Origin of the sequence: Parabacteroides sp. 52 (assembly GCF_010500925.1) — a bacterium.
Classification (GTDB): Bacteria; Bacteroidota; Bacteroidia; order Bacteroidales; family Tannerellaceae; genus QVMG01.
This window is the reverse complement of the sequence record NZ_QVMG01000006.1, coordinates 43553-70500: the sequence shown is the minus strand read 5'-3', so window position 1 is coordinate 70500 and position 26948 is coordinate 43553. Positions and strand designations below refer to the sequence as shown.

Genomic DNA, 26948 nt, shown 5'->3' with positions numbered 1-26948 from the left:
GTTACGCTACTTTGTATAATTCGTTCTCTAATTCTTTTAATGCCTCCAAATACTTATCTTTACTACCAAAAGCCTTGATAAGTTCCAATGGTGAGCCTAGTTTGTTCAAGGGAGAAAGTTTTAGCACATCCAAACTTTCGATAGTAAGTAAACCATCATCAGCATATTTATCTAAAAGACTCTTTATTACAGCCTGTGCCTTTTCACTGTATTTAGAAAAATAGTTTCGTTTTTTTACATTGTTTGCCCGTTCTTTCCGAGTTAAAGGTTTTGCATCAAAAGCCACATGACAAATCAAATCAAAAGGATCAAAATCTTTACCTATTTCTTCTTTCAACGCATCGAAGAAAATGCCTTGTTGTTCCAAATTCTCAACTATCACTTTTTTCTTATCTGCATCATTCCACGATTTCAAGAAAGTTTCTAAAGAAGCATATTGCCCTTTCACATTCTTCTTAGTGTAATCTTTCAGACTTTCGGTTATTATTTTCCCATCTGTCCCCAGATATTGTATTCTTTCATTGATTACTGTAACCCTTACTCCGTCTACTCTTATTTTTTCTCTTGGATTTGGTGGAATAACTATATCTCCGCCACCTTCAATAGTCGGCAGTTTCTCATCAGGGAAATCAACGACTTCTCCATCTATTATGTCAATAATAGGTTCATCGGTTGTTTCGTCCTCTGTTCCTGATAAATCGTCCTCTTCCGAAACATTCTTAATCATTACAGGATCGCCATCAAAAGCAGAGTCTGCAAAAAGATTGGTTACATTTCGGAAATCCATTATCGTAAAATATGTTTTACCATATTCTTCGTTTATTCGAGTTCCTCTGCCAATAATTTGCTTAAACTCAGTCATTGAACCAATATTGCTATCTAATACTATCAATTTACAGGTTTGTGCATCAACACCGGTAGTCATGAGTTTTGAGGTTGTGGCTATAACAGGATAACGTTCCATTGGATTTATAAAACTATCCAACTCTCTTTTCCCTTCTTCGTTATCCCCTGTTATTTGCATGACATATTTGCTGTTTTGGGCAACAAGGTCAGCGTTTGCATTTGCCAATGCTGTCCGCATTCCTTCTGCATGTTCAATGTCAATACAAAAAACGATTGTTTTAGCAAAACGGTCATTGCTTTTGAGAAATTCTGTTATTTTTTTCGCAACTAATGCTCTCCTTTCTTCGACAACAATATTTTTGTCAAAATCAGTACGATTGTAAATTCTATCCTCAACGGGATTTCCTTCTTTATCCAAGAAACCGACTGGCGGTCTCCATCCTTCAGCATCAATGTCAAGTGTAATTTTGATTACTTTATATGGTGCAAGAAAGCCATCATCAATACCCTGTCTTAATGAATATGTATAAACAGGCTCTCCAAAATAGTAAATATTTGAAACTTCGGTTGTTTCTTTCGGAGTTGCTGTCATTCCAATATGAGTAGCTGTTTTGAAATATTCTAAAATTTCCCTCCACTTACTATCTTCTTTGGCACTTCCCCTATGACACTCATCCACAACAATCAAATCAAAAAAAGTCGGACTGAATTGCTTATAAGCATCTTCTGATTTACTATCAGATAAACCTTGATATAATGCCAAATATACATTATAGGCTGTATCAATGTTCTTATTTTTAATGATAGTCATAGCATCTTTAAAGTGCCTGAAATCTCCCCGAGCAGTTTGGTCAATAAGAGCGGTTCGGTCTGCTAAAAATAAGATTCTCTTTTTAGCTCCACTTTTCCACAATCTATATATTATTTGAAATGCGGTATATGTTTTTCCTGTACCAGTAGCCATTACCAATAAGATTCTCGGTTGATTTTTAGCCACTGCTTCAATGGTTCTATTGATCGCGATTTGTTGATAATAACGAAGAGATCTACCTGAATTGTCTTGAAAATAATCGGTAGAAATGACTTTCTCAATTTCTTCCGTTTCAATCCCTTTGTACTGTTTGTATTTCAACCAGAGTTCTTCTGGGCTTGGAAACTCGTCATTTAGTAATTCCTTTTCTATTTGTCCATCTGAAATGCTTTTATCGTGAAAATAAAATCCATCTCCATTACTACTAAACACAAAAGGAATATCCAACGTATCTGAATATCCTAAAGCCTGTTGAATTCCGGCTTTTACAGTGTGGTTATTGTCTTTAGCTTCAATAATAGCTATAGGAACATTGGGTTTATAAAAAAGTATGTAATCGGCAAATTTTCGTTTCCCTCTTGCGGTAATTTTCCCCTTAACATAAATCCTACCATCAGTAAAATAGATTTCACGACCAAGTTGAGTATGTTCATCCCACCCCGCTTTTATTATAGCAGGAGTTATGAATTTTGCTTTAATGTCAGCTTCTGACAAATCTTTTTTGTTCATAACACTATGGCTTATTATCCACAATCAAATCCTTAACGTTTACCTGTAACAACTCCGCAATCCGAAAAAGCGTTTCAAGGCTTGGCTGCTTCCGGTTACAAGCATAAGCATTGACCATCTTAAAACTCTTATCAAGCTCTCCAGCCAGCCATACCTGCGTTAATCCTTTCTCTTGCAAAACCTCCTTAATACGATTCATTTTCATCGGATTACTTATTTGTTTCGTCTCCAAAGATAGGAAATTCTAAGGGATACATCGATAAAATCTTCGCATTTTAAATAATCCTAAAAGAATCGTTGCTTAAACTCTTCACAAAGCGCAATAATTTTCTGTTGAATAGTGACTAACTCAAGCGTTATTTTTTCTAATTTATAAAGCAATGCAAGTGCTTTTTGCTCCGGAAAATTACTTTTAAGTTGTTTGACAACTTGATTGTAATTGACTCCAACTGCTCGAAATTGTGCATGAAGTTGGGTTAGTTTTGCCACATATTTTAGTGTTCCTTCGTCAGTTTTTATCACTCGAAAACTTTCATTAAATACTCGTGCTTTGACAAAAATCGACTTTGCATAAACGCCGGATTCTTCATACATGGATAAAAACCTAGCATATTCTTGATCCGAAAAGCGAACCATTACGCAGTTCTTGGCTGGGTCATTTTTTATAGGACGTCCTCCTTTGCTCCATTTTGAGCGTGAATTTGTTTCTTCTTTCATAAATCATCAAATGTGTGGAGTCTGCATGTCTCCACCGATAAATAATTTCCTGTTTCTATATCGTCACCCATGCAATGGGTTTCATTAAAAGCACCGACTTCGGAGGTGCGTCCCCCCCCCTTGTGGGCAAGGAGGTTTTGAGTTACGTGAAATGAAATGAGTAACTCAAAACACACCTTGCTGAGAGCCGAAACATAAATGTTTCTTGCTCTCAAATCTGTCCGCCGGCGGACATCATTTAGCCGTTCAATGTAAAAAGGCAATTTCTATTGGTCGGAATCATTGTGTTGAGAAGATTCCGATTCTGCATCATCAATATAATCATCACCCAAGAGTTTTCTCATTTTCTCTCTATTACGCCTTATATCTTCGTCGAAATCTACTTTGAACCGGATTTTTTCCTCTTTGTGAAGACTGTTTAATAGCTCTTTATGGACTTCGATATGGTCGGAGATTATTGAATCCGCCAATGAAGATGTTGTAGTGTAATGTTTCCACTTGAATAAGCTCACAATGCGCTTTAAATTATCATGTGTTTCCGGGCTGATATATACGGCAAATCGTCCCCTTATTCGTTTTTCTTGACAATACGCCTTAATGTAATCCTCTTTTGAAATCTGTTTTTTCTTTCTTCCTGCTTTCATTTCTTATTTTATTTCAGTGTTAGATATTTATGTCGAAATAGAGTTTTTTATTGAAACTTATATCGGCATCATTAATTACCTTTTTGTTGAATTAATAACAGATTCTATTTTCTATGTCAATTCTGAGTTGTATTAGGATTTCCAATCAGAACATAGTATTTACCTCTGTTTTGAATTCAGTTTTGAAGCAAAGAAACAAATAGTAATTGATAACCAGGTCGTTGCCGATTTTTATGCAGTGATATGCAGTATTTTTCATTGATAAGACTTCTTTTTGTCCACATACCGACGCCACAAGCTGCCACCTCTTGAATTTGTGATAGTTAAGCGAAAATGTTATTATATATTTGAGCCGAAAAAAAGAATATAAACTAAAATATAGATAGCATGAAGATTATTAATATCGAAGAATCAGTATTTGAGAAAATGATGGAGCGATTCGGTACATTTACTCAAAAGGTGGAAGCTATATGTAATCGGAATAGTGACAAAAGCATGAAGAAATGGCTGGACAATCAGGACGTTTGTGTGATTCTGAATATCTCCAAACGCTCGCTACAGAACTATCGGGATAATGGCACGTTGCCTTATACCCAAATCGGGCATAAGATGTATTACAAACCTGATGATATAGAACGGATTACTCCGCTTATTATACAAAAACAGAAAGACTTAACCTATAAAAGAAAAGAGCATAAATAATGAAAAATGATAATTTGATAACGCATAGCGACGAACGGATCGTATCGTTCTTTAAATCCCTTGAAAATATGCTGGATGGCTTGGATAATCTGACTAAAAATTATCGTCCAATGCTGAAGGGAGAACGTTATCTGACTGACAGAGAAGTATCAGAACGTTTAAAGTTGAGCCGTCGTGTTTTACAGAATTATCGAGACGAAGGTCTATTGCCCTATTGTAAGTTGGGCGGAAAAATACTCTATCGGGAGTCGGATATTCAGCGTATGTTGGACGAAGGGTATCGAAAAACTTTAGGTTAATGTTTTTCTTCTTTTCAACCGATATGCATCTTCTATGCGGAGAACTAAATAAGCAAGACTTTCCGATAAAAATACACTAATCCATAGGATTCGGAAGATTTTTATCGGAAACGAAGCTTGGTCTTGTGTTTTAGGTCGGAGCATATCTTTGTATATCGGTTAAAGAGAAGGAAAATTTGGAATTAGACATTCTAACTGTTTATTCTCAGCTCAACCTCTTGCATATCTTTTAAAATACTTTGATCCAACACTTTGGCATAATGTTGCGTCATGCGGGTATTGGAATGACCGAGCATTTTTGCCACATTGGACAACGATACATTATTTGCCAAAAAAATTACCGAAGCCGCCGTGTGGCGTGCTGTATGCGTAGTCAGATGCTTCTTAATTTCGCATAAATCAGCAATTTCTTTCAAGTATGAATTCATGCGTTGATTGCACATTACTGGAAGTAAAACGCCTTTTTCCAAACAAATCGGATGATTTTCGTACTTCGCCAAAATTTTAATAGGAACGCTTAATAATGGAATGTTACACATATTGTTTGTCTTTTCACGGGTTTTACGAATCCAAGGATTACCATTGTTGTCCATTACAATATGTTCTTTCCTCAGATTATAAACATCAATGAATGCCAGTCCGGTGTATATGCAAAATAAAAAGACATCCCGCACCAACTCCAATCGGTGAATTTTAAATTCTTTTTCGGCAAGCCGATTGATTTCGTCCATTGTCAGGAACTCTTTATTGACCGGAACTTCATGAAATTTAATTCCAGCAAACGGATTGCGAACTATATATTCATTAGCAATTGCCAAGTGAATCACCTTCTTAAAGCATTTCATATAACGAATAACCGTATTCTGTGCACATCTCTTCTCCGTTTTCATAAAGAACTCAAAACTGCGGACAAATTCACTATTAACCTCCCTCAATAGCAGGTCGTCTTCACCGTATTTTTCACGAATAAGCTCTTGCAGATAGCGGGCGCAACATTCATACCGCCTGATTGTAATATCCACATAATCTATTCCGATTAGCTTGCGGCATTGTTCGTTATGTTCATTGAAAAAAGCGACTAAGGTTTTGCGGTCTTCTTCATCCATCCCCAAGAATTTATTTCGCAGAATCTTGGCAGTAATCGTTTTACCGTCCTGTTCCATAGTATTGAAGAGTTGTGATAGTCTTATCTGTGCCGATTCAATGTAGTCGTTAAGGTCTCTGGACTTTCTATCGCGACCTCTGGAACATTCTTTGGCTTGATTCCAAAGCGAAGGATTAATACTTTTTTTCGTGCGAATCTCCTCACGTTGTCCATTGACAGTGATTCTCATGCTTACGGGAGCTTCTCCACTCTTAAGCAACTGGTTCTTCTTTAAGAAGAACAAAATTCCAAATGAATTTCTTCTCATTTCCTTTCAATTTTAATGGTTCAAAATTACGGAAATAAGCCTGAATAAAACTTATGCAAAATGCATCATACCAGCGAATTAAAATCAAATTGGTGACTATTTTTAATAGTCTCGAAAAAGTCACCGATTACGCCACCAAGAACGTTATTTTTTGCCCTATTTTGCACTTTCGTGAGAAAACAAAAATCCCTGAAAGTGATTGACTTTCAGGGATTTTCTCTTTTTTTGCTTTTCTCATTCGTGGTGCCACCAGGAATCGAACCGGGGACACAAGGATTTTCAGTCCTTTGCTCTACCAACTGAGCTATGGCACCATTTGCACTGGTTTTTCAATACGGGTGCAAAGATAGGGGGATTTTTTGAATATGCAATGTTTTATGCGCTTTTTTCTATAAGACTATGCATTGAGGGAGTTCCAGCCTTGGGCTCTTAATTCGACTTCACCTCCGTCACGGCCTACCAGATAGTTGCCTAGTTCGGCTTTGGTGATGTGGCCGATGATGTGTATGCCTTCTAATTCAGATACTTTCTCATGGTAGGAGAGGGGGACGGTGAATAATAATTCATAGTCTTCTCCTCCGTTGAGGGCCGCGGTGATTAGGTTCATATTGAATTGTTCGGCCAAGGCTGCGGTTTGGAAATCAATGGGGATTTTGTCCTCATAGATGCGACAGCCCACTTTGCTTTCCCGGGAGATATGTAATAATTCGGAAGAAAGACCGTCGGATATATCGATCATCGCGGAGGGTATGATTCCGGCTTTATCGAGCAGGTCTACCATGTCTTTGCGCGCTTCCGGCTTTAATTGTCTTTCCAGAAGATATTCTTTTCCGGCAAAGTCGGGGGCAAAATCTTTTTCTCCGTTGTATATCTTTTTTTCCCGTTCCAATAGTTGGAGTCCCATATAGGCAGCGCCTAAATCACCTGATACACAGATGAGATCTGTTTCTTTTGCACCGTTTCGATAGACTACTTTGTTTTTATCGCCTTCGCCCAGACAGGTGATGCTGATGGCTAATCCTGTTAAGGAGGCGGAAGTATCCCCTCCCACCAAGTCTACTCCATAGATATCACAGGCCAGCTTTAGTCCGGTATAAAAATCTTCTAAATCTTCCACGGAGAAACGTTTGGAAATACCGATAGATACCGTTATTTGTTTAGGTCTTCCGTTCATGGCATAAATGTCCGAGAAGTTGACCGCGGCCGATTTATACCCCAGATGTTTTAACGGTACATACATCAGATCGAAATGGATCCCTTCTAATAAGAGGTCGGTAGTTACCAATACTTGTTTATCTTTATAATCAAGAACTGCGGCATCATCGCCCACTCCCATGAGGGTACTTTTGTTTTTTATTTCTAAACGATCTGTGAGATGGCGTATCAAGCCAAATTCGCCTAAGGAGGCTATTTCTGTTCGGTTACTCATATTTTTATCTGTTAGAAATCAGCAAATCCTTTGTGCTGAATATCTTTAATGTGTTTCAATATTATTTGATCAAAGAGTGTTTCCCGCTTGCCACAAAAAGTGACAGTGATCGGTAAGGCATATAAGACCGGTTTCCATTCTTCCGGCATATACGGGTTATTTAATAAACGAGCCGCATCTTTTTCGGTGACGATAATCAGTTTTTCCGTTGAAGTCATTTTGTCAAAGAGGGATCTCAACTTCTGTATATCTTGTTTTTCAAAAGAGTGATGATCCGGATAGTTTATTGCGGTCACTTTTTTGGAGTACCTGCTGATCTCTTCCACAAAAGGAGCCGAAGAGGCTATGCCTGAAATCACCAAGACATCATCATTCCTTCTGATGTCTCGCAATACGCGTGGAGAAGCTTCAGGAAAAACCGGCTTTAGGTCGTCATAGATCACCCGGGTAAAGAATAATTCCTGGTGGGCGAAAAGCTTTAAATCATCTTCGATAATCCGGTATTCAATGGGTTTGAGATCTTTCTCGCATTTTGTTACGATGACAATATCGGTTCGTCGGACGGCGTCGGCATGTTCGCGCAAACGCCCTACGGGAAGAAGTTTGTCGTAATAGAACAGCCGGTGATAATCGGTCAGTAGTATAGACAAAGACGGTTTGACATACCTGTGTTGAAAGCCGTCATCCAATAAGATCACCTCCGGTTTTTTTTCTTCCGGCAAAGCCAATAGGTTGCGTATGCCTCGCCGGCGATCCGAGTCGACAGCCAATAAGATATGCGGGAATTTGCGTTTTATCTGATACGGTTCGTCTCCTATATCTTCGCTGGTACTTTCAGTTGTAGCCAACAGATAACCGGAGGATTTGCGTTTATAACCTCTGCTAAGTACGGCTATTTTGTATCGTTTCTGAAGCATACGGATCAAGTATTCCGTATGGGGTGTTTTGCCGGTGCCACCGACAGTCAGATTGCCAATGCAGATAACGGGCACGGGATAGCGTTCAACCGGTAATATTCCCCAGTTGAATAGCTGGTTTCTTAATCGCACTCCCAGTCCATAGAAAAAGGCGAATGGAGCCAGGTAATACTTTGGTTTTATTGCGCTGTCAGAAGGCATTCCGTAACTAACTATTTCTTCACATTATACAAAGAATGTGATACTTTTTGTTTACGGCAAAGATAATTAACAAATTCATTATCTTATCCATTTTTCTAATAATTAATGGCCTTTAGGGGCATTTGCAGTTATTTTTTTGGCAATTTCGGCAATTTCGGTGTCATTGAAACAAACCTGACTGTAAATATCCTCCAATAAATCTTTCCGGATCTTTTCAAAATCTTCCTCTCGGGCGGTCACAAAGAGGCCTCCTATATCGGCAGCCCCCGGGCTGGATAATAAACGTTCTTCTCCTTTTGCTGCGAACTGCCAGGGGCGATGTTTTTTACGTGGAATGATCGTGATCGTCCAGGTTCCGTTCTGGTAGTGTGCGAACATATTCATGCCGGGTTCTACTTCGTCGGGTTTTACGACAAGATGTTTGTACACCAGCTTGAATAGGGTATGGGCCGCTTCGATTGTTTGCGCCTTGATTACAAATCCGTTGCGTAGGTAATGGGTGAGTTGATATAAGGTTCCTCCCGGTAGTTGAATAAGTCTTTGTCCCTCTTCAATCCGCGTATACACCTCATCGTCTATAGGCATAATATGGCGCGTGACAGCCTGGAAATGCGCGTGATCGGGAGCAGAAGCCCCACTTTTAGGCCCGTTGTAAAAAACAGTAAAGGCATCCAGGGCATGCGCCAGTTCCAAAAAGTCTTCAAAGCGATGCAGGATCCGTTGGTCGACATGCTCTATAGAGGGAATCGTGAAATGCTCCGGGAAGATCGGATAGGGATTGACTAACAACAAATACTTTGCCTTCCAGACTCTCTTTTCCTGTTCGGGTGGAAGGTGGTGAGAGCATAAAAAACACTTTCTTTCTTTCAGGGAAAACATATCCACCTTGGCATTGCTTGAGAGCATCCGGGAGGGGGTGAATTGGACTTTTATAGTAAATCCATCCATCTCAAATGTCTTTAACCGTATAGACTTTAACAGAAGAAAGTTTTTATTCGCCAAGGGCCATTCCTTTAGTTGCCTGTTCAATAATCGGATGGCTTCGGCGGAATACGTGTTTGTCTCGGGCATCATATTTTCATTTTATGTATACGGGCTTCTAATTCCCAGGTTCTTATTTTGTCTTTGTATGTGTTGTGGGTGTTCATTTTCAGAACATCCAATGAGGCATCCGAATTGTCTTCCCAACGGCGGCAGAGATAGAGCACATCGTATATGCGTCCGATCCGATATTCCCGGCTGATGCGCAGTCCCAGGGCATAGTCTTCGCCATAACTGGTGTTGGGCAGATTGATTTGGCGAAGCAACGGGGTGTAAAATGCGCGGGGAGCACCGAGTCCATTGATGCGCAAGGCATTGTTTTTCCCGTTTTCCGGGGTCCATTCCCGGTGGTCAATGATGCCGGGTGGAATGGTTTCCATCTGAAAGTTTGTCATCCGGTAAGTGCCTACGACCATGGCGCATTGCTGATCGTAAAAGGCATCCACTATTTTCTGCAGGGTATTCTCATCGCTATATACATCGTCGCTATCCAATTGAATGGCAAATTTGCCGCAAGCCGGATGGTGTACGCCAGTGTTCCAGCAGCCACCGATTCCTAAGTCCTCCCGATCGGGACGAATAAGAATCACTTGGGGATTCTCTGCATAGCTCTCGATGATTTGCGTTGTTTGGTCGGTTGAGTGGTTATCAATGATAATCAGGTTGTATGCAAAAGAGGCCCTTTGTTTCAATACCGAGTCGATAGCCTCTTTGATGGTACGTTCTCGGTTGCGGACGGGTATGATTACAGACGCTTCTACGGGGAATGTCTCTAGGTCGAAGTCTACTGTCTTGCAGGCAGGAGGCAGGTATCCGCCTATTTCTTTTAAGTGCATAGTGCATGCCTTTTCCATTTCAATCTGCACGGCCCGGTTCTTGGGATCGACATAGTCGAATATCTTTTCTCCGGACTTTCGTGTGTCCTTTTCCAATACCGTATACAGGTATTCATTGATATGGACTAAGGGATATTTCTGAGAAACTTTTAAGCGTAAATCATATAATCCGGCATACATATAGTCGGTATGCATGGCTTCTGCCGCTTCTTTCAACGCTTGGGTTTTGTATAATAGGACAGACCCGAAGTTGAAATCATCCCGTAAGCTCCCCTTTTGATAATCAATAACCGGATGCATAGTGCATTTCCCTTCTTTGATCTCAAAATAATCAGAATAGACCATGCCGGCTTGTGTATCGTCGGCAATAGTGACAAAGCGTTCGAGGGCAAACAATCCGGGTTGTAAAACCTGCTCTTTGTTATAGAATAACACATAATCGCTTTGGGCCTTTTGGGCTATCAGGCGGATCAGGGAGCTATTCGTTCTCTTTTCAACCGGAAGTATATGCGCCGGAGAAATTGTCTGCGCCTTTGGATTTGTTGTTATCAGGTAGATGTTATTGACGAAAGCAGATTCCAGTAATTGCTTGACGGTTTGTTGGGTATTGCAAAAATCTTCATACGCGATGAAGCAATCTATTCTTTTCATTGGCTTGTCTTTCTTTTGTTGTGACAAAATGGAATTTGATGCATTGAATAAACAAAGGTAAGAAAAACCTGACAGGGCATGCCTTTTAAAACGTTTGATATAACAACTTATGGCATATTTGTGTGGTGGGAAAATGTGTTTTACGACATGTTTGTGTTAAATAGGGTTAAAAACGGCCACTAATTAGAGCTGTTTTTATGCTGCATAACATAAAATGCTTATATTTGCACTGTGTTTTTCATGGTATTAGATTTTAAGGTTAACAATGAAGATTGGTTGTCGCGATGACAACCTTTTCTTTTTTATATATACCAGGAAAGAAAGCAAGACGCCTTTCTGTCTATTTATAAACCAGATCTCCCCTAAAATGATCCGTTATTCCTGTATTTTAAGAGCATATTATAAGGATAATTCTATTGCCGATGGGCATCGGCAATATTGACGATGCTGTTCAGCAATATTGTCGATGGGCTTCAGCAATATTGCTGATGCCCATCGGCAATAGAATTCTCCCCAGTTTTAATAAGATATTTTACATCCGACAAAGAAGCTACGAGGCAATCCGGGGCCATAGATATAGCCGGAATCTCTGTTTTCGTGTTTATCGAAATCATCCTGAAAGGCGTTGAATATGTTTTGCACCCCTGCGTTCAGTTGGAAAACTGTCGTTTTGTATAAAGGGAAATCATAAGCGACTTTGATATTCATATCAAAAAAGTCAGGTGTTTTCTCTTCTCTGTCTTCCGGGATATACCCTTTCATGTGTTGCACCAACATACTTCCCGTATACGTTCCGGTAAGGGAGGCAGAGAGACGTTTGACGGGGGTGAGGGTGCTGGTGAAATAGCCATATACATCCGGTGAGCGGAACATTTTCTTTTGAGGGGCTATTTTTTTGTTGCTGCTCCATTGTTCGGCCTCTTTGTAACGGCTGCGTTGCAGGGTGGCACCGGCCTGAAATTGCATCCAGGAGTAAGCTACTTTGCCTTCGAGGTTGATACCCATAACACGGGCCCCTTTGCCGTTGCGTCGTTCCATGACCATATTGCCTTCTTCGTTTTCTCCTTTTTCTTCGAGCACGAAGACGTCTCTGAGATCTGTATAAAAACCTTCAATAAGGAAATTGGTCTGGGTTGCTCCCTGGCGGCGGTAGAAATCCACAGAAGCGCTGATGCTTTGGGAATTTTCCTCTTTCAGATCATCGGATAATTCGATCAATACCACATCACCCCCCACAGCTGTGATATGCAAATCTTCGTCAAAGGCCTGTGGGGCACGGAAGCCGCTGGAGTAGGAGAGGCGCATATTGATATCGGCAGTCGGGTTGTAACGGATGTTGGCACGCGGACTAAAGATAGCATTGTCTATCAGGTTGTGCTTGTCAATGCGTCCGCCAATCAAGAAGCTCCACCGGGCATTTTTCCATTCGTTTTGCACGAAAGCGCTACCGATACGAACGGTTTGGGCTATGGTTCGTTTATAGCCTAACATTTCGTCTTGCAGGTCGTCGTAGCTGTATTCCGCACCACCGGTGAACTGCGCCGGCATGAAGATTAGATTGTCCCAGTCGTATCCATATTGTGCTCCTCCGACAAAGGTGAGGTCCGTCGTGTTTCCGTAGGCATTCATATCCTGCCCTGCTCCGTAATAACTGCTTCGTTTGGTGTGTTGTGCGGAGGTGTAGATGTTGATCCGGTGATGATAATCTTTGGAAAAGATGTCGTATTTTAATCCTCCACCCTGTATGTTGTGTTCGGTTTGTTCGGTGATATTTGTTTCGTGCGGCGGTAAATTCAGTTGATCGCCTCCCCGGCGAAACTCACTGATGCCGTGATATTCGAATGTAAGTTTGGTGTAGGTGCTTGTCTTCAGATAGGAGCGAAAGCCGATTGTTTTTGCATCCAGTTTGCCGATTTCGGAATAGCCGTCATTGTCTTTGTCGTAGGCCGAGCGATAGCGGTTTTGTGCAAAGATATAAATGCCGGCTTTATGGTCGTCGGTAACGAGTGAGGCATTGACTGTCGTATTGTTATCCGGTCGTTCTCCGCCAATCATGGTCAGCGAATGGGCCACCTGGGCAGAGTTTCTCAATGGCTCTTTGGTGATGATATTGATTGTGCCAGCGATGGCCGAAGAGCCGAAAAGAGCCGAACCTCCTCCACGCATAATCTCAACCCTTTCTATCATATTGGCCGGTATCTGCTCCAGTCCGTATACACCGGTTAAGGCGCTGAAGATGGGGCGACTGTCCATCAGTAATTGGGTATAAGGTCCTTCCATACCGTTTATGCGAACCTGTTGGAAACCACAGTTCTGGCAATTGTTTTCTACGCGCACCCCGGGTTGGAAATTCAATCCTTCCGCCAGGGATGTCGAATGTGTTGTCTCAAAGATTTTAGCGTCCAGTACGTTCACCAACGAGGGCGCCAGGCGGCGTGTCGTTTCATTCCGGTTGGCCGATACGACCACACCGTCGAGGGCAATGGCATCTTCTTCGGCTTCGAAGTTAATCTCAAGCGTTTTTCCTTTTTGGGTGGATACCTCTTGGCTTATTGTTTTGTAACCAAGTGATTTCATGACGAGCTTGAACTTACCTTCGGGCAGATTTTTCAGGTAGTAATGGCCGGTTCCGTCTGTCACCGTTCCCAGGGTAGTACCTTCCAGGAAGATATTGATGTAGGATAGGTGTTCCCCGGTTTTTTTATCCAATACATGTCCGATAATATTAGCGTCTGAGGGGTTCAATACAACCTTTTCTTCGGCATAAGCCTGTAAACAGATGAGAGATATACAAAATAAAATGGTAAATAACTTATTCATCGCGGGTTTAATAATATTAAAAATGTAGAGAAAGAGGCCGTATAATGCCAGTTTCCCATTAAAATGAAACAGAAAAATGTACGTCAAAAACCTCTGTGGAGTGTCTGACGTCCGTTGTTTGAGGTCTTTCTTATTTTACCCAAGAGAAGGAGGGCCGCGAAGGGAAGGGTGTCCGATGATCGGATCGTGCAGATCAATAGAGGGAACGGTATATAAAAGCGTATGAAATTCTCCGGTTATAGCCTCTAAGAGCCCTGTTTGTATGGCACCATCGGTAGCTTGTATAATGGATAATGCCTGGAAAAACAGTATTTCCTTGAAAGAAGTGTGTGTGTGTTGGGGGCTGTTTGCGTTTTTTTTGAATGGATGCGCGTGAACAATAGCGATCCCTTCATAGATGTGCACGTGGGAAAATAAGGAAACAAGGATGAAATAACCGGAAAACAAGACCGGCAGCAACCACTTCGTATATTCAACAATCCCTCTTTTCACCTGTTTTTTGAGTAAATAAAATGCGTGCAAAGATAAGATAAATCTTCTATAAATAATACCTTTGTCCCTTTAATTGCAGACGGTGCACCATCGGTTTGCATAAACAAAAAAAAGAGGCATGTTGTTTCATGCATAAAGGCAAAAGAAAAAATATAATTAAAATAAAAATAAGATGAGACGTTTATTATTTACGGCCTTGACCATCCTCGCTGTATCAGGTGTTAAGGCGCAGACTGACGAACAAGGGTATGAAGATGGAAAATGGGTATTGTCCGGAGTGACGGGGCTGAATATTTCACAGACCGCTTTGAGTAACTGGTCGGCCGGGGGAGAGAATTCTTTAGCCGGTAATGCTTATTTGAATGGGAAGTTATTGCGTAAAAGTGGCAACTGGTTATGGCAAAACACCTTGGTGTTGGAATATGGTTTGTCGAATAATAAAACGAACGGTACGCAGAAAACCAATGATAACATAAACTTCACCACCCAGCTTGGATATACAGCTGATAATAAATGGTTTTATACCGCCATGGGCGACTTAAAGACTCAGTTTTATAAAGGATATAAATATCCGGATAAGACCCATTATATTTCCTCCTTTTTCGCACCGGCCTATTCCAATATTTCTTTGGGTCTCGAATATCGTCCGAAGGCAAATTATTCGTTGTATTTCTCTCCCGTGGCAGGTAAATTGACTATTGTGGCGGATGATTATCTTTCCGATACAGGCGCTTTCGGTGTGGATCCGGGGGATAAATTCAAAGCAGAGTTCGGCTCTTATTTTAAAGCGCGGGCTGAACAGGCTGTTATGGAGAATGTGCAATTGGTGACTACACTCGATTTGTTTACTCCCTACAATAAACAATTCGGAAATATCGACGTTAACTGGGATGTATTAGTCAGCATGAAGATAAACAAATACCTTTCTGCTACCATCAACACCACGTTGAAATACGACAACGATGTGAAAAGGGTCGGAGCCGATGGCGAAAAAAAAGGAGCGAAGGTACAGTTTAAAGAAGTATTAGGAATCGGTGTGGCATATAACTTCTAAAGATTCTTTTCGCTTTCGCCCCGGGGCGATTATTTATTGTCTACAATAGAGGCCACGGTAGCGTCTCCCGTGACGTTGACGGCTGTTCGGAGCATGTCCAACGGGCGGTCTATGCCGATGATCAATGCCAAGCCTTCTGCCGGAATACCTACCGAAGTGAGTACCATAGTCAGGATCACATAGCTTCCTCCGGGAATGGCCGGGGTGCCGATGGAAGAAAGTATTGTCATTACGAGAATGATACCTAGTTGGGTGAAACTCAGGTCGATGCCTAATACCTGAGCGATAAACAGGATGGAGATAGCCTGGTAACAGGAGGTGCCGTCCATATTGATCGTCGTGCCTACCGGCAAGACGAAAGAGGCTGTCTCTTTAGAAACCTTTAATTCTTTTTCGACTGTATCCAGCGTCAGGGGCAAAGTGGCGGCACTGCTGCTGGTAGAGAAGGCAAAAAGCTGTACCGGACGCATGGCTTTGAGAAAGTCTTTTGCGGCTGTGCGGGTAAAAAAATGGATCAAGGCCGGGTAAAAAAGAAACGCTAGGATGCACATGGCCGCCGCTACCGTCAGGGTGTACACGCCCAAAGCCCCGAACATACTGATATCCCCACTGAAATCAATCACCAAGCCGGCCATAAGTGCCGCTACACCGACAGGGGCTATGCGGATGATATAATCCACCATCTTCAGGATAATATCATTTAATCCTTCGATCACATCGATCACCGGTTGAGCTTTTTCGGCCGGAATCAACAGGGCGGCTATCCCGAAAAAGACGGCAAAGAAAATCACCTGCAACATCTTGGAGTTGTCGCCTGCTGCATGTAGGATATTGTTGGGCACAATGTCCTCCAGAAAGGCCAGGGGACCTCGGTCCTGGGTCTGCGCTGCTGCCTCTTTCTTCTCTGCTACGATGGCCTGGTAGCTTTCCTGTATAGGTCGGACCTGTTCCTGATTAACCAGAGCTCCCGGTTTGACGATCAATCCCAAAGACAATCCGAATAGGACGGCAACGACGGTGGTAGTTAGGTATAAGCCGATCGTCTTTCCTCCCAGTTTGGAGAATTGACTGATGTCTTTTAAGCCGGTCACCCCTTTGACCAGGGATACAAAAACCAGGGGGATGGCTATGAGTTGAAGCAAACGGATGAATAATTGTCCCCAGGGGCGTACCCAATGTTGTATAAATGAGTGGCTATCTGTTTGTAAGGCGCCGACACCCAGGATGATGCCGAGTATCATGCCGGCGAGTATTTGCAGGTAAAGGGGGAAGGATTTTATCTTTCTTTTTTCAGTCATATGGGTGTGGGTTTGCTGGCAAAGATAATGAAAGACAGACGCTGCGCCAAACTTGTCTGGGTTATCTTGCCGTATTCCTGCTCTTTTAGGAGGGTAAAGGATTAAAGGGAGTCTATTCTTTGTGGAATTTCAATGAATCTTTTTAATCCTAATTTGTTTTTTATTTACTTTGTAGGGTAAACTCAATTCTAAAAAAACTAATTCATCATGAGAAAGAAAAATGTGTGGACGATTGCCATGCTGGCAATGATTGTGCTAATATCGAAACCGTCCATTGCTGCAGAAAACAAGATTTTCGATCCGGTAGGATATGTGAACCCGTTGATGGGCACACAATCTACTTTTGAACTCTCCACAGGGAATACGTATCCGGCTATTGCCCGTCCCTGGGGAATGAACTTCTGGACACCCCAGACCAGTAAGATGGGGAATGGATGGACGTATATGTATACGGCCAATAAAATTCGTGGTTTTAAACAAACGCATCAACCCAGCCCGTGGATCAATGACTACGGACAGTTCTCGCTTATGCCGGTGACAGGCAGTCCTACATTCAATGAAGAGGAGCGGGCCAGTTGGTTCTCTCATAAAGGGGAGGTTGCTAAGCCTTATTATTATAAGGTATATTTGGCGGAACATGATGTCGTCACGGAGGTGACGCCAACCGAACGGGCGGCTATGTTTCGTTTTACTTTCCCCGATAATGATCATTCGTATGTGGTTGTGGATGCTTTCAACCGCGGATCCTATGTCAAAGTCATACCGGAGGAAAATAAAATTATCGGTTATACCACCCGTAACAGTGGCGGGGTGCCGGCTAATTTTAAAAACTATTTTGTGATTACCTTCGACAAACCTTTTACGTACAAAGCTACTTTTGCTGATTCGACTTTGTATGCAGATGCACTCGAACAAGAGGTGAATCATGCCGGTGCCGTCATCGGTTTCAAAACGCGGAAAGGGGAGTTGGTACATGCCAAAGTGGCTTCTTCTTTTATCAGCTACGAACAGGCGGAACAAAACATGAAAGAATTGGGCAATGATACCTTCGATACGCTTGTGGCAAAGGGACAAAATGCGTGGAATGAGGTTCTTGGTAAAATAGAAGTGGAAGGGGGAGATCTCGATCAATACCGTACGTTCTATTCTTGTTTGTATCGCTCGGTATTGTTCCCGCGTAAATTTTATGAAATAGATGCGCAAGGGAATGTCTATCATTATAGCCCGTATAATGGGGAAGTATTGCCCGGTTATATGTATACCGATACCGGTTTCTGGGATACTTTCCGTTCTCTTTTCCCTTTCCTGAATATGATGTATCCCTCTGTGAATAAAGAAATACAGGAAGGCTTGATTAATACCTATAAAGAAAGTGGCTTTTTCCCTGAGTGGGCCAGTCCCGGTCACCGGGGGTGTATGGTCGGAAATAACTCCGCTTCGGTTTTGGTCGATGCCTATGTGAAAGGGGTAAAGGTTGACGATCTGGAAACCTTATACCAAGGGATGGTGTATGGAACGGAGCATGTGCATCCGAAAGCCTCTTCAACCGGCCGTCTGGGACACGAGTATTATAACAAATTGGGATATGTACCCTACGATGTGAAGGTCAATGAGAATACGGCCCGTACCTTGGAATATGCCTATGCCGACTGGTGTATCTATACCATGGCCAAAATATTGAAACGTCCTAAAAAAGAAATAGACCTCTATGCCCAACGGGCGATGAACTACAAGAACGTGTTTGATAAGGAATCCAACCTGATGCGCGGACGTAATGCAGACGGTACTTTTCAGTCTCCTTTCTCTCCGTTGAAGTGGGGTGATGCCTTTACCGAAGGGAATAGTTGGCATTATTCCTGGTCTGTCTTCCATGACCCGCAGGGGTTGATCGATCTGATGGGTGGAAAGAAGAACTTTGTCACCATGCTCGATTCCGTTTTTATCGTTCCTCCTTTGTTTGACGAGAGCTATTATGGTGGAGTGATTCATGAGATCCGGGAAATGACCGTAATGAATATGGGAAATTATGCGCATGGAAACCAACCGATTCAGCATATGATTTATATGTACAATTATGCCGGTGAACCCTGGAAAGCGCAATATTGGTTACGTCAGGTAATGAACCGCATGTATACACCGACACCTGACGGTTATTGCGGAGATGAGGATAATGGACAGACATCTGCCTGGTATGTTTTCTCCGCTTTGGGATTCTATCCGGTATGTCCCGGTACCGACCAGTATGTCTTGGGGGCTCCTTTGTTTAAGAAAGCGACTTTATATCTTGAAAATGGAAAGACGATGGTTATCCATGCGCCGGAAAACAGTGAAAAGAATATCTATATCGAGTCACTCTCTGTGAACGGTATACCCTCTACGCGTAACTATATCACACAAAAAGAACTTTGTGAAGGAGGAGAGATCCGGATCAAAATGAGCGACCGTCCCCAGATGAACCGGGGAACACAGGCTATTGATCTACCCTATTCTTTCTCCGTTCATGAAAAAAGATAACACACTAAAAATCTAAAAAAATGAAAATCCATTCTTTATTACTTCTTCTTTTTCTCTCCATATCCGGTATAAGTGCGCAACATATACATGTGGCATCTTATAATATCCGCAATGCGAATGATGGAGACGCCCGGAAAGGGAACGGTTGGAAACAACGTTGTCCGGTGGTTTGTAAGCTTATTCAATACCATGACTTCGATCTGTTCGGAAGCCAGGAGGTGTTGCACGCGCAACTGAATGATATGTTGGACGGATTACCGGGGTATGCTTCTATCGGAGTGGGACGAGACGATGGCAAAGAGGCGGGTGAATATACACCTGTCTTCTATAAGAAAGAACGGTTCGACCTCTTGGATTCGGGGAATTTCTGGTTGGCAGAAAATACTACTTATCCGAACAAAGGTTGGGATGCCGCTTTGCCTCGTATCTGTACCTGGGGAAAGTTTAAGGATAAAACGAATGGTTTGAATATATGGTTCTTTAATATTCATTTTGACCATGTCGGTGTAGAGGCGCGCAAGCAAAGCTCTCTCCTGATATTAAAGAAGATAAAAGAGCAATGTGGAACCGATGCGGTTATTCTGACAGGAGACTTCAATGTCGATCAAACGAATGAAAGCTACGAGATACTCAGCAATTCCGGTACTTTGAGGGATTCTTATCAAAACGCTCAAATCGTTTATGCACCCAATGGTACATTCAATGGTTTTGACCCCAACCGCAAGACGGATAGCCGCATAGATCATATCTTTGTGACTCCTCACTTTGTCGTTGAACGTTACGGCATATTAACCGATACGTATCGTTCGGCTCCGGTAGGCGGCGACGCGACACAGGCGGCCGGCACTTCTTCTCAGGACTATGTTGCCAGGGTACCGTCGGATCATTTCCCGGTGGCGGTAACGCTGGCGCTGAAAGCGAATTGAAAATTGAAAATAGAGAATTGAAAATGAAAGAGAGGATATACCTTTTGGATATATCCTCTCTTTTTTTTCTATTACATATTTAATTTTCAATTCTCCATTTTCCATTTTCAATTAACAAGTCTGCCTTGGGTCAGCCTTGTTTACCTGTTTCCCAGGTCGTCGTACAAGGTTTGCAGCAATGCCTTGCCTTTTTGTACCCGGATATCACTTCCTTGCTCCGGTTCATTCAGTAATAACTTATTGTTTTCATTGTTATACACCGACATACCGGTTGAGTCGATAAAGGCAAAGCCGTTGTTGTAGGTGTAGAAGGCATATTGCGGATGTGCCGGATAGAATACATTCTTGCTGAAAATGAATTCGTCCGAAGGCAGATTCATCTGTCCCAATAAGGTGGCTATCAAGTCTGTCTGATTGGTATACGTGTCTATCTTTTTAGGCTCTTTGACGGCCCCGCCAAGCCAAAGCATAGGGATGTGATAGCGGCGTGGTTCGTAATCCTGTACATCGGCCGGATAGCGGAACCCATGATCGGATACCAATATAACCAACAGATTGTCCCATACAGGCGTTTTCTTTATCTTATCAATAAAAAGTCCCAGGCAACTGTCAGTGAAAGCGACGGAATTCAAATAAGGATCTTGCAATCGCTGATAGGGTACTTCAAAGGGTTCGTGGCTGCTAAGGGTCAGGTAAGTACATAGCCAGGGCGAAGCATTTTGTCTCTTTTCGATGGAATTGTACAACCAGGTAAAGGTAACATCGTCATTGGCTCCCCATTTGCTCAGGCGGCTGGTCAAGGGGAAGTCTCTGTCTGCCGTGATTTTATTGTAACCGGAGCTGAAGAAATAACTTTGCATATTCGTGAAGTTGATATCTCCCCCGTAAAGCATATCAGATACATACCCCTCTTTTTGCAGGCTTTTCGCCAGGGAAGGAAGGGTCTGGCTCTTTGCCGGATACTTCATGATCGACGTTGTCGGCTGTGCCAAATATGCATTCAATACGGAGACGATGCCTCTGTCTGTGCGGAAAGAATTTGCATACATACGGGTAAACAATACCCCTTCTTCGCTCAAGCGGTTGATGTTTGGGGTTACTCCCTTTTCTCCTCCCAGTACTTCAATGGCATTGGCAGAAAAACTCTCCAATAAGATCAATAAAATATTCGGACGTGTTGTCTGAAGCAAGGTGTCGGTGTTTGCCACAAAAGGAGCGGGTACGGGAGTTACGGTCTCGTATATCGCTTTTCGTTCTTCTTCGGGGAAAAAGTCAAACTGACTGGCAAAATCCTGTTGTTTGCTGATGGATGTCAATAAGCTGAATCCCGGATTGATGGCAGCGTGGTTAAGAAACTGCTTCTGACTGAAGTAGACCATGCCTACATTGGCCGTAGAAGTAGTCACCCCTCCACGAATCGGAATAAACATCAAGCCACCGAACAAAAACAAGGTGAGGCTACCCAACAATCGTCTACGCACCATTGACTCGGGCGTATGGGGTAATATCCACCGGTTGAAAAACCAATAGATGCCATACGTATAAATGAGAAAAACGAGAGAGAGCAAGAAAAAGAGACCCATGGGCACACTGGCCATGGAGTCTTTCACCGACGATTGCAGGTAGAAGAATACCGTTGTGTCGAGGCGGAATCCCCAGAAACCATATAACCCCAGGTCTATGGCAAAGATGCCTGCTGTCAGAAAAGCCATCACCAGGTAATATACCCGCAGGCACTTTTTCAGCCATATACCCGGAAGCCAGACGGATCCCAAGATGAAAAGAAGAGGAAGAACTGTCAGGTATCCGGCCATTGTTGCGTCCAATTTCATGCCGTGCAAAATCACCTGTATCCATTCGCTAAAGGTGGCATCGGCAGCCAGGGTATGATTGTACAACATGAATGCCGGCTTTTGAATTGCAAAGACGACAAACCAGGCTGCAAACAGGGCCAAAAGAAACAGAATCCTCTTTTTCATTTATTTATTTCGCATAGAGCTTTTCGCGCAGTTCGGCCACGCCCGGATCGGTAATATAATCATCGTAATCCATCATCTTGTCGATAATGCCGTTCGGTGTCAGTTCAATTATCCGGTTGGATACCGTCTGGATAAACTCATGGTCATGACTGGCAAAGAGCACATTGCCTTTGAATGTACGCAGGGTATTGTTGAATGCCTGAATCGATTCCAGGTCCAGGTGGTTGGTAGGGGTATCCAACATCAGGACATTGGCATCGGTTAACATCATACGGGAGATCATGCAACGTTGTTTTTCACCCCCTGAAAGAACGCTCACCTTTTTGAGTAGTTCTTCGCCGGAGAAAAGCATACGTCCCAGGAATCCTTTGAGGAATACTTCATTTGTGTCGGGAGAGAACTGTGTCAGCCAATCGATCAGGTTGTAATCCGATTGAAAGAAGGAGGAGTTGTCCAACGGAAGATAAGAGGTGGTTATCGTCTGTCCCCATTGGAACGTCCCGGCATCCGGCTTTTCAATTCCGTTAATGATCTGGAAGAAGGCGGTCATCGCTCTGGGGTCGCGGCTGAGGAATACGATTTTATCGTCTTTCTCCACGTTGAAGTTTAAGTCTTGAAACAAGATCTGCCCTTCCATTGTCTTCGTCATCCCTTTTACTTCCAGGATTTGATTACCTGGTTCGCGGTTAGGGGTGAAAAGAATACCCGGATAACGGCGGGAAGAAGGTTGAATCTCTTCGATATTCAGCTTTTCGATCATTTTCTTCCGGCTGGTCGTTTGTTTGGATTTGGCCACATTGGCACTGAAACGACGAATAAATTCTTCCAACTCTTTCTTTTTCTCTTCGGCTTTCTTGTTTTGTTGTTGTTGTTGACGCAAAGCTAATTGGCTGGATTCGTACCAGAAACTATAGTTTCCGGCAAACATCTGGAGCTTGCTGAAGTCGATATCCACCGTATGGGTACAAACCGAATCGAGGAAGTGACGGTCGTGGCTAACCACCAATACCGTATTCTCAAAGTTGGAAAGATAGTTTTCGAGCCACATCACTGTCTCTAAGTCCAGGTCGTTGGTCGGCTCATCCAATAAGAGGTTGTCCGGTTTGCCGAAAAGTGCCCGGGCCAATAAAACCCGCACCTTCTGTTTCCCGCTCAGGTCCTTCATCAGGTTATAATGAATGTCTTCGCTGATGCCCAGGCCACTCAACAAACTGGCGGCGTCGCTTTCAGCGTTCCAGCCTTCCATCTCTGCGAATTTATCTTCCAACTCAGATACCCGGATACCATCGGCATCGCTGAAGTCCGGTTTGGCATAGAGAGCGTTCTTCTCGCTCATAACCTCCCAGAGGGTCGTATGTCCCATCAATACAGTGTCGAGCACGGTGTATTCATCGAAGGCAAAGTGATCCTGGCTCAATACCGAAAGGCGTTCGCCCGGACCCAAAGAGACCGTTCCGCGGGTCGGATCCAACTGTTTGCTGATTACACGTAAGAAGGTTGATTTACCGGCTCCGTTTGCTCCGATAATACCGTAGCAGTTGCCCGGCGTGAATTTCATATTGACATCCTGAAACAGGATACGCTTGCCAAACTGAACATCCAGATTGTTGACTGTTATCATTTTATATACCTATTAAATTGCTTTTGAGGGGGCAAAGGTAAGGAAAATAGTTGAAACAATTCGTATGGGCTGGAGTTAAAGGGGGTAAAGGAGTTAGAGGAGTCAAAGGAGTTAGAGGAGTTAGAGGCGGGGAAATAAAATTGCTGACAGTTGTCGGCACAATTGCCGATATATATCAGCACAATTGCCGACAGTTATCAGCAATTTTGCCGACAACTGTCAGCAATTTTATATATCTTGCTCTTGGGGCGTTTACCGGCTGCGTCGGAAGGAAGTCTTCTTTTTAAGAAAAAACATGCGTATGAATCAGTAACCGGGATTTAAAAGATTAAAAAACAAGTAGAAAATACGTGATATTATTCCCCTGTACATTTCTATATTGGAAATAAATCCCTATTTTTGTGCTCCATAACATTAAAATAATAAATATTAAATAAGAATGACTGCAACGAAACAGATAAAGCGTGCATTGGTTTCCGTGTATTACAAGGAAGGGTTGGATGAAATAATTAAAAAGCTTCATAACGAAGGTGTTAGCTTTGTGTCCACAGGTGGGACTCAATCTTTTATCGAATCTTTAGGTATTCCTTGTGAAGCCGTGGAGGATTTAACGGGTTATCCTTCCATCTTGGGGGGGCGTGTCAAAACACTTCATCCGAAAATATTCGGAGGCATCCTGACCCGTCGGGAGAATGAACTGGATCGTTCGCAAATAGCAGAATATGGTATTCCGGAGATTGACCTGGTCATTGTCGATCTTTATCCTTTTGAGGAAACGGTAGCCTCCGGAGCGGAAGAACAAGCAATCATTGAAAAAATTGATATAGGCGGTATCTCTTTGATACGTGCTGCGGCAAAGAATTTCAAAGATGTTATCATCGTTGCCTCTAAAGCACAATACCAACCGTTGATGGATCTCCTGAACGAAAAAGGAGCTGTTTCGGATTGGGAAGACCGTCGCTGGTTTGCCAAAGAAGCCTTTGCGGTTTCTTCCGGTTATGACTCGGCTATCTTTTCTTATTTTGATCAAAAAGAAGCTTCTCACTTCCGGGCAGCCGTTGACAATCCGATGTCTTTGCGTTATGGAGAGAACCCTCACCAGGCGGCTAAGTTTTATGGCAAATTTGCAGATCTCTTTGATCAATTGCATGGCAAAGAAATATCCTACAACAATCTCTTGGATATAGATGCCGCCGTTAGCTTATTGGATGAGTTTGAAGAACTCACTTTCGCGATCCTGAAACACAACAATGCCTGCGGTATTGCTTCCCGTCCGACTGTGTTGGAAGCCTGGAAAGATGCTTTGGCCGGTGATCCGGTTTCTGCCTTCGGGGGCATCCTGATCACGAACACCCGCATCACAGCCGAGGTGGCCGAAGAGATTCATAAGATATTCTTTGAAGTCATTATTGCACCGAGCTACGACGAAGAGGCGCTGGCTATCTTGATGCAAAAGAAAAACCGTATCATCCTGGTACGCAAAGAGAGTAAGACACCGGCTGTTCAATTCCGTTCTTTGTTGAACGGTGTATTGGTACAAGATAAGGATTTAAGTATCCAACAAACAGGTGATCTGGAGCCGATGACTGAAAAGCAACCGACCTCCCAGGAGATAGAAGATATGCTGTTCGCCAATAAAATCGTGAAACACAGCAAATCGAACGCCATCACATTGGCAAAGAACAAACAACTTTGTGCCAGTGGCATTGGACAAACATCCCGTGTAGACTCTCTCAGACAAGCCATTGAGAAGGCCAAATCGTTTGATTTCGACCTGAACGGTGCCGTGATGGCATCCGATGCCTTCTTCCCATTTCCCGATTGTGTAGAGATTGCAGCCCAAGAAGGTATCAAAGCTGTGATTCAGCCGGCGGGGTCTGTTAACGATAACTTATCTGTTGACTATTGCAATGCAAACGGTATTGCTATGGTAAAGACAGGCGTTCGTCATTTTAAACATTAAAAATAAAACAACAAAATATGGGCTTATTCTCTTTTACCCAGGAATTGGCAATGGACCTTGGTACTGCCAATACCATTATCATCAGTAATGGGAAAGTGGTCGTGGATCAACCCTCTGTTGTCGCCCTGGATCGTCGTACCGACAAAGTGTTGGCAATCGGTGAGAAGGCACGCCAGATGCATGGCAAGACACATGAAAATATCCGTACAGTCCGCCCTTTACGGGATGGCGTGATTGCCGACTTCTTTGCTGCCGAGCAGATGATACGCGGCATGATAAAGATGATCAACAAGAAGAACAGTTGGTTTTCTCCTTCCCTGCGCATCGTTGTCTGTATTCCTTCCGGCAGTACGGAAGTAGAGATACGTGCCGTACATGACTCGGCCGAACATGCCGGCGGACGCGACGTCTACATGATTTATGAACCCATGGCGGCTGCCATAGGTATTGGCATCGACGTGGAAGCTCCGGAAGGAAATATGATCGTAGATATAGGTGGGGGAACAACGGAAATTGCTGTGATCTCGCTGGGAGGTATTGTTTCCAATAAATCCATTCGTATAGCGGGGGATGACCTGACGGCCGACATCATGGAGTATATGCGTCGCCAGCACAATGTGAAAGTGGGGGAACGAACAGCAGAAGCGATAAAGATCAACGTTGGATCAGCCCTGACATTTCTGGAAAATCCACCGGAAGATTACATCGTGCACGGTCCTAACCAGATGACAGCGTTACCGATGGAGGTGCCTGTCTCTTACCAGGAAGTAGCCCATTGCATGGAGAAATCCATCTCAAAGATGGAAGCTGCCATCCTGAGCGCATTGGAACAAACCCCCCCGGAACTCTATGCCGACATTGTACGCAACGGTATTTACCTGGCTGGTGGCGGTGCCTTGATGCGTGGATTGGACAAAAGGCTTACGGATAAAATAAATATTAAATTCAACGTAGCAGAAGATCCCTTGCATGCGGTAGCCAAAGGCACAGGGATTGCTTTGAAAAATATAGATAAATTTAACTTCCTGATACGATAATCGATTGAC

The 26948-nt window shown here is 43.0% G+C and carries 21 protein-coding genes and 1 tRNA gene; 7 read left to right on the top strand and 15 right to left on the bottom strand.

Features of this window, described 5'->3' with window-relative positions:
• Nucleotide 1: 1 nt before the first annotated feature.
• From hsdR to D0T51_RS05440, 4 genes are all read right to left on the bottom strand, one after another.
• The gene (gene hsdR / locus D0T51_RS05455) at nucleotides 2-2386 is read right to left on the bottom strand and encodes an EcoAI/FtnUII family type I restriction enzme subunit R (protein WP_163726289.1); all 2385 of its coding nucleotides are present in this window, start codon (nucleotides 2384-2386) and stop codon (nucleotides 2-4) included.
• 4 nt (nucleotides 2387-2390) lie between these two features.
• On the bottom strand, nucleotides 2391-2591 hold the full coding sequence (locus D0T51_RS05450) for a helix-turn-helix transcriptional regulator (protein WP_163726287.1): 201 nt from the start codon (nucleotides 2589-2591) through the stop codon (nucleotides 2391-2393).
• An 80-nt stretch (nucleotides 2592-2671) separates the two neighbouring features.
• Nucleotides 2672-3103: a conjugal transfer protein MobA gene (gene mobA / locus D0T51_RS05445; RefSeq protein WP_163726282.1), complete on the bottom strand. Its 432-nt coding sequence runs from the start codon at nucleotides 3101-3103 to the stop codon at nucleotides 2672-2674.
• 266 nt (nucleotides 3104-3369) lie between these two features.
• Nucleotides 3370-3747 (bottom strand): DUF3408 domain-containing protein, encoded by a 378-nt coding sequence (locus tag D0T51_RS05440; RefSeq protein WP_163726279.1) that lies wholly within the window; start codon nucleotides 3745-3747, stop codon nucleotides 3370-3372.
• A 387-nt stretch (nucleotides 3748-4134) separates the two neighbouring features.
• On the opposite strand from D0T51_RS05440, the gene D0T51_RS05435 reads away from it, so the two are divergent.
• Both D0T51_RS05435 and D0T51_RS05430 read left to right on the top strand, forming a co-directional pair.
• The gene (locus D0T51_RS05435) at nucleotides 4135-4449 is read left to right on the top strand and encodes a helix-turn-helix domain-containing protein (protein ID WP_163726275.1); all 315 of its coding nucleotides are present in this window, start codon (nucleotides 4135-4137) and stop codon (nucleotides 4447-4449) included.
• The gene (locus D0T51_RS05430; RefSeq protein WP_163726272.1) at nucleotides 4449-4748 is read left to right on the top strand and encodes a helix-turn-helix domain-containing protein; all 300 of its coding nucleotides are present in this window, start codon (nucleotides 4449-4451) and stop codon (nucleotides 4746-4748) included. Before D0T51_RS05435 ends, D0T51_RS05430 begins: the two co-directional genes overlap by 1 nt.
• A gap of 191 nt (nucleotides 4749-4939) precedes the next feature.
• Here D0T51_RS05430 and D0T51_RS05425 read toward each other — a convergent pair whose 3' ends face one another.
• From D0T51_RS05425 to D0T51_RS05390, 8 genes are all read right to left on the bottom strand, one after another.
• Entirely contained in the window at nucleotides 4940-6160 is a 1221-nt protein-coding gene (locus D0T51_RS05425) for a site-specific integrase (RefSeq protein WP_163726269.1), read from the bottom strand.
• Nucleotides 6161-6401: 241 nt separating this feature from the next.
• A tRNA-Phe gene (locus D0T51_RS05420) sits at nucleotides 6402-6474 on the bottom strand.
• An 83-nt stretch (nucleotides 6475-6557) separates the two neighbouring features.
• On the bottom strand, nucleotides 6558-7589 hold the full coding sequence (gene thiL / locus D0T51_RS05415; protein ID WP_163726266.1) for a thiamine-phosphate kinase: 1032 nt from the start codon (nucleotides 7587-7589) through the stop codon (nucleotides 6558-6560).
• Between the two features lie 11 nt (nucleotides 7590-7600).
• The gene (gene lpxK, locus D0T51_RS05410) at nucleotides 7601-8707 is read right to left on the bottom strand and encodes a tetraacyldisaccharide 4'-kinase (RefSeq protein ID WP_163726263.1); all 1107 of its coding nucleotides are present in this window, start codon (nucleotides 8705-8707) and stop codon (nucleotides 7601-7603) included.
• Nucleotides 8708-8809: 102 nt separating this feature from the next.
• A complete protein-coding gene (locus tag D0T51_RS05405; protein WP_163726260.1) occupies nucleotides 8810-9781 on the bottom strand; it encodes a DUF4922 domain-containing protein in 972 nt (323 codons plus the stop codon).
• Nucleotides 9778-11235: a glycosyltransferase family A protein gene (locus D0T51_RS05400; protein ID WP_163726258.1), complete on the bottom strand. Its 1458-nt coding sequence runs from the start codon at nucleotides 11233-11235 to the stop codon at nucleotides 9778-9780. The genes D0T51_RS05405 and D0T51_RS05400 overlap by 4 nt, the downstream gene beginning before the upstream one ends.
• Nucleotides 11236-11754: 519 nt before the next feature.
• On the bottom strand, nucleotides 11755-14055 hold the full coding sequence (locus tag D0T51_RS05395; RefSeq protein WP_163726256.1) for a TonB-dependent receptor: 2301 nt from the start codon (nucleotides 14053-14055) through the stop codon (nucleotides 11755-11757).
• Between the two features lie 135 nt (nucleotides 14056-14190).
• Nucleotides 14191-14547, bottom strand: a complete 357-nt coding sequence (locus D0T51_RS05390; RefSeq protein ID WP_163726253.1) for a hypothetical protein — start codon at nucleotides 14545-14547, stop codon at nucleotides 14191-14193.
• A gap of 172 nt (nucleotides 14548-14719) precedes the next feature.
• Here D0T51_RS05390 and D0T51_RS05385 point away from each other — a divergent pair, with 172 nt between their 5' ends.
• Nucleotides 14720-15601 (top strand): DUF3078 domain-containing protein, encoded by an 882-nt coding sequence (locus tag D0T51_RS05385; protein WP_163726250.1) that lies wholly within the window; start codon nucleotides 14720-14722, stop codon nucleotides 15599-15601.
• Between the two features lie 29 nt (nucleotides 15602-15630).
• Here the strand turns inward: D0T51_RS05385 and D0T51_RS05380 are convergent, their stop codons facing one another.
• Nucleotides 15631-16899: a dicarboxylate/amino acid:cation symporter gene (locus tag D0T51_RS05380; RefSeq protein WP_163726247.1), complete on the bottom strand. Its 1269-nt coding sequence runs from the start codon at nucleotides 16897-16899 to the stop codon at nucleotides 15631-15633.
• Between the two features lie 207 nt (nucleotides 16900-17106).
• Here D0T51_RS05380 and D0T51_RS05375 point away from each other — a divergent pair, with 207 nt between their 5' ends.
• Nucleotides 17107-19413: a GH92 family glycosyl hydrolase gene (locus D0T51_RS05375; protein WP_163726244.1), complete on the top strand. Its 2307-nt coding sequence runs from the start codon at nucleotides 17107-17109 to the stop codon at nucleotides 19411-19413.
• Between the two features lie 20 nt (nucleotides 19414-19433).
• Complete coding sequence (locus tag D0T51_RS05370) at nucleotides 19434-20339, top strand: endonuclease/exonuclease/phosphatase family protein (protein ID WP_163726242.1); 906 nt, start codon at nucleotides 19434-19436, stop codon at nucleotides 20337-20339.
• Between the two features lie 140 nt (nucleotides 20340-20479).
• Here the strand turns inward: D0T51_RS05370 and D0T51_RS05365 are convergent, their stop codons facing one another.
• Both D0T51_RS05365 and D0T51_RS05360 read right to left on the bottom strand, forming a co-directional pair.
• Nucleotides 20480-22318 (bottom strand): LTA synthase family protein, encoded by a 1839-nt coding sequence (locus tag D0T51_RS05365; RefSeq protein ID WP_163726239.1) that lies wholly within the window; start codon nucleotides 22316-22318, stop codon nucleotides 20480-20482.
• Nucleotides 22319-22322: 4 nt separating this feature from the next.
• Nucleotides 22323-23939 carry an ABC-F family ATP-binding cassette domain-containing protein gene (locus D0T51_RS05360; RefSeq protein ID WP_163726237.1) on the bottom strand — a complete coding sequence of 539 codons (1617 nt, stop codon included), beginning with the start codon at nucleotides 23937-23939 and terminating at the stop codon, nucleotides 22323-22325.
• 439 nt (nucleotides 23940-24378) lie between these two features.
• Here D0T51_RS05360 and purH point away from each other — a divergent pair, with 439 nt between their 5' ends.
• A complete protein-coding gene (gene purH, locus D0T51_RS05355; protein ID WP_163726234.1) occupies nucleotides 24379-25902 on the top strand; it encodes a bifunctional phosphoribosylaminoimidazolecarboxamide formyltransferase/IMP cyclohydrolase in 1524 nt (507 codons plus the stop codon).
• 17 nt (nucleotides 25903-25919) lie between these two features.
• Nucleotides 25920-26939: a rod shape-determining protein gene (locus D0T51_RS05350; protein ID WP_163726231.1), complete on the top strand. Its 1020-nt coding sequence runs from the start codon at nucleotides 25920-25922 to the stop codon at nucleotides 26937-26939.
• The last annotated feature ends 9 nt before the right edge of the window (nucleotides 26940-26948 follow it).